This window comes from Rhizobium sp. CG4 (assembly GCF_023701965.1).
Classification (GTDB): Bacteria; Pseudomonadota; Alphaproteobacteria; order Rhizobiales; family Rhizobiaceae; genus Agrobacterium.
In genome coordinates this window covers 132,859-141,023 of sequence record NZ_JABAEG010000013.1, presented here as the reverse complement: position 1 = coordinate 141,023, position 8,165 = coordinate 132,859, and the positions used below count along the sequence as shown (strand labels likewise).

The following is an 8,165-nucleotide window of genomic DNA, read 5'->3' as shown; positions in this document are numbered from 1 at the left end:
TAAGGTCCCGCAAGCTTCGCCGCCCACGTTTCTCTTTCTTCTCATATTCAATTGTCAAAAAACTGACACACATCAGTGTCCAAAAATCCAACCCCAAAATCCGAAAACCCTGGGAACAAACCAGCCATAAAAGCCAATCTATCGTGATTTCTCTAGAACGAAGCAGTCCGTCGCTAGCAGCGCCGCCGCCCTCGTTCAGTGAGCGGACTTATAGAGGGGACATTGCCTTATCGTCAATAGGCCTTTGGAAAAAAATCATAAAAAATATTCGCTTATGATGACGACCTGTGGAAAACGGGACGTCTACACCCTCCGAAATCCCTGGCTGGCAAGGCGAAAGGGCGCCATCCCCCGACGGCGCCCGGCTTTATTCAGTAGCCAGCCTTATAGACAAGCGGCACCCAATCGTAATTGCTGTCATCACGACGGACATGGCCGATCCCGGGAAAGGCGTGATGGGCGCCAGCCACCAGATATTTCTGATCCGCGGCTTCCGCAAATGCAATGCCGCGGCTGGCTGCTGCAGCCTTCTGATCAACGTCAAAATCAACGGTGACTTCGGGTTGATCAAATTGCAGGACGTCGCCATGGGCGATATCTCCCCAGAAGATGATCTTCTCGCCTTTGCTCTCGACGATAATACCGCTGTGTCCAGGCGTATGGCCGGCATGCAGCACCGAACCGAAGCCTGGAATTGGCGCAGCGTCATCAGCAAAAGTCTCGAACTTGCCAGCTTCGACATAGGGACCGACGCATTTTTCTGCCTGGGCAATCTGCGGGCCGAGTACCTTGTCTACCTTTGCCTTAGCATCTGCCTTCAACCAGAAATCAGCCTCGCGCTGGTTTACATGCAGCACGGCATTTTCAAACACCCGCTTGCCGCCAATAACAAGACCGCCGGAATGATCGGCATGGATATGGGTGAGGATAACGTGGTCGATCTCAGACGTCTTGTAACCTGATGCTTCGATATTGGCGACCAGCTTGCCAAGCGCCGGTCCCATCAGATCACCTGTCCCGGCATCAACAAGCACAAGTTTTTCGCCAGTATTGATGAGGAAGGCATTGACTGAGGTTTCGGCGTCACCGGCCTGAAAATGACCTTCAAGATAGGCCTCGGCATCCGTTTCCTTGATATTCCGGTAGATCTTCGCCATCGGCAATTTGACCGTACCATCGGAAAGCGCGGTGATTTCATAATCGCCAAGCTTCAGACGGTAATAGCTGGCGGCTTGCCTGCCGATGATTGCTGCCTTGGCAAGCACCGTGGACGGCAAGGCAGTGATGACACCGGCGGCAAGAGCGATACCGGCAGAGGATTTCAGTAGGTTGCGACGGGTTTGCATAAAAGGCTCCAGGGATTGTGTTGACATGGTCTTGAACTGACCCGGAGAGCATTTATGTATCGGACTATCAGTGAACAAATCGATGCGGCTCATGGTAACTATCGATCATTTCAATCTTCGCTCTTTTGATCTCAATCTGCTCATCGCTTTTGATGCTTTGATGTCGGAAGGCAACGTGACCAAGGCGGCGAAGCGGCTGAAAATCCAGCAGCCCGCCATGAGCCATTCGCTCTCCACCTTACGGGTACTTTTACAGGATGAGCTTTTTATCCGTGTCGGCCAGGTCATGCAGCCGACTGCGAGGGCAAGCAGTCTTGCTGTCCCGGTGCGCCAGGCGTTGCGGCAGGCTCAACTTGCACTGTCAGGCGGCGTTGCCTTTGATCCGGCGAGCGAGGAGCGCACATTTCGTATCGCCATGTCGCCGGAGATAGAATTGTTGCTGATCCCTGATCTCACCGCACGACTGCGGCAGCTTGCACCGGGCATCAAGGTGCTTGCCCGGGTTTTCCCCTATGAGGCGATGGAGCCTTCGCTGGAGGATGGCAGCATCGATCTGGCCGTCGGCTGCACTTACACCAAAACCAGCCGCCGTGCCTTCGAACCACTATATGCGACGGATTTTGCCTGCTGTTTCAACCCTGAGCTTCTGGATCTATCGAACCCGGTAGATCTTGAAGCATATCTTGCCGCCAAACATGCAACGATCTCACAGAACGAAACCTTGCAGGGCTGCATCAAGGACGCACTGGAAATTGCCGGCGTCGAACTCGACGTGGTGATGGCAGGGCCGGGTTACATGTCGGTACTTTCCGCAGCGCAGATAAGCCCGGTCATCGCGACTGTGCCAAGCCGCATTGCCGAGCGTTACGGGCCTCTGCTTGGTCTAGAAGTAAGCCCGCTGCCAGTACCACTCAGCTTTCCACCCGTTAACATGGTCTGGGCGCAACACGCTGATGGCGACGCCGCCAACGCCTGGCTGCGTCAGCAAATCCGTGAGATCGTCGCTGATGTCGGCATAACCAGGGAATAACTGTCAACGACAGCTGCTCATTGAGATGACGCGGTTGAAACTCCATCCCAAACGCTTTACCGGGGCCTTTTAATTGTCCGCGCCCCAAAGGTCCGGGTTCTGTGTGAAGTATTCGGCCAGCATTTCGGTAAGTACTCGCACTTTACGGTTGGGATGCTGGCTGGGTGGACGCACGACGTAGACTGCACCCGGAGGAACCGGAAAACGCGTCATGATCGGAACCAGGGTGCCGGCGGCTTCGTACTCATGCGTGATGCACTGCGGGAGCCATGCGACGCCGAGACCTGCCGCAGCGGCGGCGGCAAGTGCTGTGGCGCTATCGGCCTTGAACTTGCCCTGCGGCTGCACCGTAACGATCCTGTCGCCGTCCATGAACTGCCAGGCCTCCGTTCCCTGCATGAGGGCCGGATGGTTGACAAGTTGTTCTATATTGTCCGGCGAGCCGTGTTCCTTGATGTAAGCCGGGCTGGCGACAAGCTTGCCATGGATTGGCCCAACGCGTTTGGCAATAAGGTTCGAGTCCTGAAGATAGGCGCCCCGGATCGCGCAATCAAACCCCTCTGCGATCAGATCGACAAAGCGATCGCTATAAGACGTATGGATGTGAAGCTGCGGATGCAAACGCGCCATTTCCGCAAGTACGGGGGCAAAGTGAGTTGGGCCGAAGGTAAGCGGCATGGCAACCCGCAAACGGCCATGCAGTTGGCCTGTGGGATGGATGGTTTCCCGGGCGGTATCAATCTCAGCACTGGCGCGGGCTGCGTGGTCCCTGAATGTTACTCCCGCTTCCGTCAGCGCGGCACCTCGGGTCGTCCGCGCAAGAAGCTGCACACCAAGCTCCGCTTCAATCCTAAAAAGCCTGCGACTGACAATCGACTTTGATACGCCGAGACGACGGGCGGCCGCCGATACTCCTCCGGCATCAGCCACGGCAACAAATGTCTGGAGGTCTTCGATATCCAAGTCAGCGTTCCTGATTTCGCGACACAGCTAGTCCGGCCTCGAGACTATTACAACATCAATGGGAACGGCAAATTGCCTTCTGGCAGCATCGCCCGCTGGCGTGTGTTTCCTGTGAACCCCTAGCCGTCCACAACGGCAAAAAAAGGAACTCTTGATGACCCCTCGTAACGGCCTCGATTCTCTTCTTCGTCCCGAAGATTCGGTCCTCGTTCTGATCGACCATCAACCTTATCAGCTCGCGAACCTGAACAGCCACGATCCGCAAGCTGTCGTCAACAACACGACCGCGCTGGCGAAGCTGGCAAAAGCCTTCAATGTTCCAACTATTCTTACCAGCGTCATCGCGGCGCGCGGTGGACTGCTTTTCAAGCAGATCACCGACGTCTTTCCGGGCCAGGATGTCATCGATCGCACCTGGGTAAACACCTGGCAGGACGAGAATGTCGTCAACGCCGTCAAGGCGACAGGAAGGAAGCAATTGATCATTGCCGGTCTGTGGACCGAGGTTTGCGTTGCAATGCCTGTAATCCACGCCGCCGGAGAGGGCTGGGACGTGACCGTCATCACCGACGCATCAGGCGGGATTTCGAAGGAGTCCCACGAGGTTGCGGTCCAGCGCATGATCTCGGCCGGCGCCAACGTCATGACCGTCATGGCTTTAGCTGGTGAATTTCAACGTGACTGGGCGCGGACCGAACATGTCGACGAGCTGACCGAAATTCTCATTCAGCACTTCGGCGGCAGCGGCATCGCCTACCTTTGGGAGCAACAGCTACTCAACACACCAGTCCCAGGCTGATCAAGCCAGTAAATCAAACATTTCGGTGAGGGCGGAGATGCCCTCGCCGCCCTTCTCTCAAGCAACGACAGGGCAACCATGAAAGCAGCAGTCTACGATCACGCCGGAGCGCCGGATGTCCTCCGTTTTGTGGAAGTGCCCGATCCAGTCTGCCCAAGCGATGGCGTTCTGATCCGCGTTGAGGCCGCCGCCATTGAAGGTGGCGATTTGATCAATCGTGCGTCCACGCCTCCTCCCCATGCAGCCTTCATCGTCGGTTATGCTGCCTCAGGAGAAATCATTGCGGTCGGGAAAAACGTGGCGGACCGCCATGTCGGCGAGAAGGTGACGAGTTTTGATCTTGCCGGGTCACATGCAGAATTGCGCGCTGTTGCGGCCAGCCGGACATGGCTTGTGCCTGATGGGCTGGACATGGCCGCCGCCGCTGCTTTGCCAATCGCATTTGGTACGGCGTACCACTGCCTCTTCGCAAGGGGAGATATCAAACGCGGCGAGACGGTCCTCATTCAGGCGGGCGCTGGCGGCGTGGGGCTTGCCGCCATCCAACTGGCGCATCAGGCAGGTGCGACGGTGCTTGCAACCGTCTCGGGGGCTGAGAGGACGGAACGCATTCTGCAGCTTGGCCTTGACCATGCAATCGATCACCACTCGACAGATGTCGTCGACGCGGTAATGCACATGACGGCAGGTCGTGGCGTCGATCTGGTCATCGACCCGGTCGGAGCAACCCTGCAAAATTCTCTGGCGGTTCTGCGTCCCGAGGGACGTCTGGTTTTCGTCGGCAATGCCGGCAGTTCAAAGCTTAGCCTTGAACTGTGGCCAGCACTGCAGGCGAACCAGTCGCTTTTTGGCGTTTTCATGGGAACGCAATTGGAAAAGCCGGATGTCTACGACGCAATTTCCCGGATGCTAAAGTGGGTTGCGGCCGGGACACTCAAAGTGGTCGTGGACAGGACGTTCCCGCTTGAAGCGGCAGCGGAGGCGCACGCCTATGCCGAGGACAATTCCATCCTCGGTCGCGTTGTCCTCCTTCCCTCGGGTTGAACGCTAAAGACAAAGAGTAACCGATTTCCAAGTTGCCATTCTGCGGAAAGCATACGGCGAATGGCAGCCCAGCGTTTTATGATGCGCCACCAGACGATGGCTCCCTGTGAAGGAAAGCAGTGAAGCGGCAGGCTGATTACGGTTTCATGGGTTATCGTGTTGCACGCGCCCCAATCGCATCAGACTTTGTGTCTCTCCTGCTTCCGATTGATTGCAGCAAGTTCCAACGCATTGCGAACCCCCATCTTCATCAACACCTTGCCGCGATGGGCCTCCACCGTTCGCATGGCGATGCCAAGAGTGTCGGCGATTTGTTTGTTCATCGCACCAGTCAACATCAAATCCATGACCTCGACCTCGCGCGCAGAAAGTGAAGCATGCCGGGTCTCGAGATCGCGGCGGCTTTCCGCCTGTGCCTGCATCATCTGGCCGGCTTCGATGGCATTAAGCGCGAGATCCACGATTTGATTGTCGTTAAACGGCTTTTCGACAAAATCGAAAGCTCCCGCTTTTAATGTACGTACCGCCACGGGCACGTCAGCGTGACCGGTCAGGAAAATGACGGGAACCTCAGATCCCATAATGCGTAATCGCTCGTAGACCTCAGGCCCGGACAGCGCTCCCATCCGCACATCCATGATGACGCAAATCATGTCGTCCAACGGCTGCGCAGCCAGAAAATCTTCCCCTGAAGCCCATGTCCGGGTCTGCACGCCACGGGAGGCAAGAAGGAAAGACAGTGCGTCGCGAATTGCCTCCTCATCATCGACGATGTCAATCAAGTTACTCATCCGTATCCTCCCTCATACATCCTCCAGTTCCTCCTGCTTCGAGTAGCCCACTTCAGCAAGCGGAATGGAAACACTGAATATGGTTCCTCCCCGATCCGCTGGCCGATGCATCAAGTGGCCTCGATGCAATTCGATAATCGTGCGGCAGATTTTCAACCCCATGCCCATGCCCTGCGTTTTTGTGCTCGCAAAGGCATCGAAGATCGTATCGACCATTTCGGCGGGAATTCCAGAGCCTGCATCCTCGACTTCAATCACCGCCTGCCCGTCGCGTTCAAACAAACGAACGGTGACCGCACCATCTCTTCGCGTGTCGGCCATCGCCTCCATTCCGTTGCGAATGAGGTTGATGAGAACCTGCTCAAGCAGAATGGCATCAGCCGCAACCGCGCAGGCTCCCTCCCCCTCGCGCAGAAGCCGCACGCCATGTTCGCGCGCATCGGCCTGAAGGAAATCGAGTGTCTCATCGATGACATCGGACAGCTGCAGATTGGTAAACCGTGGTTCGCGTTTTTTGACCAGATCCTGAATACGTCTGATGATGAGCCCTGCCCGATCCGCCTGACGCGCCAGCTTTTCCGTCGCTCCCCGCAAAAGTGTGAGATCCGTGTCCGGCCGGTGCATAAGATTGAGCATGCCAGCCGCATAAGACGCAATTGCCGATAGCGGCTGATTAAGCTCATGCGACAATGTTGAGGCCATCTCGCCAAGCGTCACCAGCCGGCCAGTTCTCGCCAGCGTCTCATCGTGGAGACGAGCCCGCCGGGCGGCCTGTCGTGCTTCGGTTACATCGATGATCGAGCCCATCCAGCCACGATGCTCACCACGCGCGTCAATCAATGGCGCCTCATAGACCTCGACTTCGATCTCGCGTCCATCGCGTGACACAAAATAGGTCTCAAATCGCTGGCTGACGGCACCGCCCGCCGCAAGTCGACGATGGCGCTCTTCCGTTTCAGGCAGATGGGCCGGGTCCCAGTAAGGCAAGGGTGGAGAGCGCCCGATAAGTTCATCTGCGCTCCATCCAACCAGCTTGCAGAATGCCGGATTTACAAAAAGAATCCGGCCATCGTGATCTTTGGCCCGCAATCCGACCGTCAAACTTTCTTCCATTGAGCGCCTGAACGCGGTTTCTGCCCAAAGACGCACCTCCGTCGCCCGCCTTCTTTTGCTCGACCGGTGCAGGATAATCATCGTCAAAACAGCGAATGCAGCAAGGCCGGCAATTGCTCCAAAAAGAGCTGTCGAAAGAAATGTCAGCGGGCGGCCATAGGCACTGATGCGAAGCCAGGTGCCGTGTAGAGGCGGATCGATACTGATCACATGTGTCGGGTTTTCAGGATCGATTTCCAACCGTTGCCGGCTGGCGAGCACATTGCCGGACAGATCGACCAGCGTCACGCCATATTGCTCGGCAATCCACCACGGCAGATGCCGATCAAGCACCGACGGCAGTGAAATGGTGGCGGTCAGAACGCCGCGCTGGTCGGCCAGCAAGATGCCGAAAGTCACATAGCCTTCGGGTGTGATTTGTCCATAGACGGGTCTCGATGTGACCGTTGCAACATCCAGAATCTGCGCCGCCAGTGTCGGGTCACCGGGTGCTGCGTTGTCCGGGAGGCCTTTTTGTACCTGACCGTCAGAGCCATACCAGAGAATGGAGAGAACTTCAGGGTTGCTCGTGATATGACTACGCGCTCTGGCCGCAATAACCGGATCTGCCGTTTCGCCGGCATGATCCATCGCCAGGCGAACCAGCATATCTTCATCAACACCGAGCTGAAACCGCAGTGTCTGCTCGACCCACAAGGCATCCGTCGCCAACTTGATACGCGCACTTTCGCTATCGTCACGCGCAACAGCCCAGACGAATGCCCAGACCATTCCTGCCAAAGCAATGATTGCAATCAATGGAACAATCGACAACAAATCAATGCGCATGGCCAATGGACTGGGATTATCATCCGACCATGGATACCAGGCAGCATTTGAAGGATTGTTGGTCTGCGTTAGAGAAGAACGCGTTGATTTTCGAGTTTTCTTGTCTCTCAATACCGGTTCCGTCCCCCAAACGTCCGCGAGCCTTTGCAGGCCTTGTCCGCACCATAGCCTTGTGTGCGTCAGGCCACTATTGCGGGAATCCACAATAGCGAGATTGCAAACATGGTGGCAAGGAAGCGGATGATAATTGT

8 protein-coding genes are annotated in these 8,165 nt (G+C 56.4%); 4 read left to right on the top strand and 4 right to left on the bottom strand.

The features are described 5' to 3' along the window. Nucleotides 1-278, top strand: a 278-nt coding sequence (locus HGO37_RS25660) for a hypothetical protein (RefSeq protein WP_250985846.1), incomplete at its 5' end; no start/stop codon positions are given. Between the two features lie 93 nt (nt 279-371). On the opposite strand, the gene HGO37_RS25655 is transcribed toward HGO37_RS25660, so the two are convergent. Then, nucleotides 372-1,346: an MBL fold metallo-hydrolase gene (locus HGO37_RS25655; protein WP_250985845.1), complete on the bottom strand. Its 975-nt coding sequence runs from the start codon at nt 1,344-1,346 to the stop codon at nt 372-374. Between the two features lie 91 nt (nt 1,347-1,437). Here HGO37_RS25655 and HGO37_RS25650 point away from each other — a divergent pair, with 91 nt between their 5' ends. Continuing rightward, nucleotides 1,438-2,376, top strand: coding sequence for a LysR substrate-binding domain-containing protein (locus tag HGO37_RS25650; RefSeq protein ID WP_250985844.1), 939 nt, complete (start codon nt 1,438-1,440; stop codon nt 2,374-2,376). Between the two features lie 69 nt (nt 2,377-2,445). Here the strand turns inward: HGO37_RS25650 and HGO37_RS25645 are convergent, their stop codons facing one another. Beyond that, entirely contained in the window at nt 2,446-3,339 is an 894-nt protein-coding gene (locus HGO37_RS25645) for a LysR family transcriptional regulator (protein ID WP_250985843.1), read from the bottom strand. A 154-nt stretch (nt 3,340-3,493) separates the two neighbouring features. Here HGO37_RS25645 and HGO37_RS25640 point away from each other — a divergent pair, with 154 nt between their 5' ends. After that, the gene (locus tag HGO37_RS25640; RefSeq protein WP_250985842.1) at nt 3,494-4,138 is read left to right on the top strand and encodes a hydrolase; all 645 of its coding nucleotides are present in this window, start codon (nt 3,494-3,496) and stop codon (nt 4,136-4,138) included. Nucleotides 4,139-4,216: 78 nt separating this feature from the next. Continuing rightward, the gene (locus HGO37_RS25635) at nt 4,217-5,182 is read left to right on the top strand and encodes a quinone oxidoreductase family protein (protein WP_250985841.1); all 966 of its coding nucleotides are present in this window, start codon (nt 4,217-4,219) and stop codon (nt 5,180-5,182) included. 179 nt (nt 5,183-5,361) lie between these two features. On the opposite strand, the gene HGO37_RS25630 is transcribed toward HGO37_RS25635, so the two are convergent. Together HGO37_RS25630 and HGO37_RS25625 are read right to left on the bottom strand one after the other, a co-directional pair. Continuing rightward, complete coding sequence (locus tag HGO37_RS25630; RefSeq protein ID WP_250985840.1) at nt 5,362-5,973, bottom strand: response regulator transcription factor; 612 nt, start codon at nt 5,971-5,973, stop codon at nt 5,362-5,364. A 12-nt stretch (nt 5,974-5,985) separates the two neighbouring features. Further along, nucleotides 5,986-8,025: a two-component system sensor histidine kinase NtrB gene (locus HGO37_RS25625; protein ID WP_250985839.1), complete on the bottom strand. Its 2,040-nt coding sequence runs from the start codon at nt 8,023-8,025 to the stop codon at nt 5,986-5,988. Nucleotides 8,026-8,165 lie beyond the last annotated feature (140 nt).

Bases quoted from the DNA above. Each gene is read 5' to 3' on its own strand.
- HGO37_RS25635 (WP_250985841.1), top strand. From the start codon at position 4,217: ATGAAAGCAGCAGTCTACGATCACGCCGGAGCGCCGGATGTCCTCCGT.
- HGO37_RS25655 (WP_250985845.1), bottom strand. From the start codon at position 1,346: ATGCAAACCCGTCGCAACCTACTGAAATCCTCTGCCGGTATCGCTCTT.
- HGO37_RS25630 (WP_250985840.1), bottom strand. From the start codon at position 5,973: ATGAGTAACTTGATTGACATCGTCGATGATGAGGAGGCAATTCGCGAC.
- HGO37_RS25650 (WP_250985844.1), top strand. From the start codon at position 1,438: ATGGTAACTATCGATCATTTCAATCTTCGCTCTTTTGATCTCAATCTG.
- HGO37_RS25640 (WP_250985842.1), top strand. From the start codon at position 3,494: ATGACCCCTCGTAACGGCCTCGATTCTCTTCTTCGTCCCGAAGATTCG.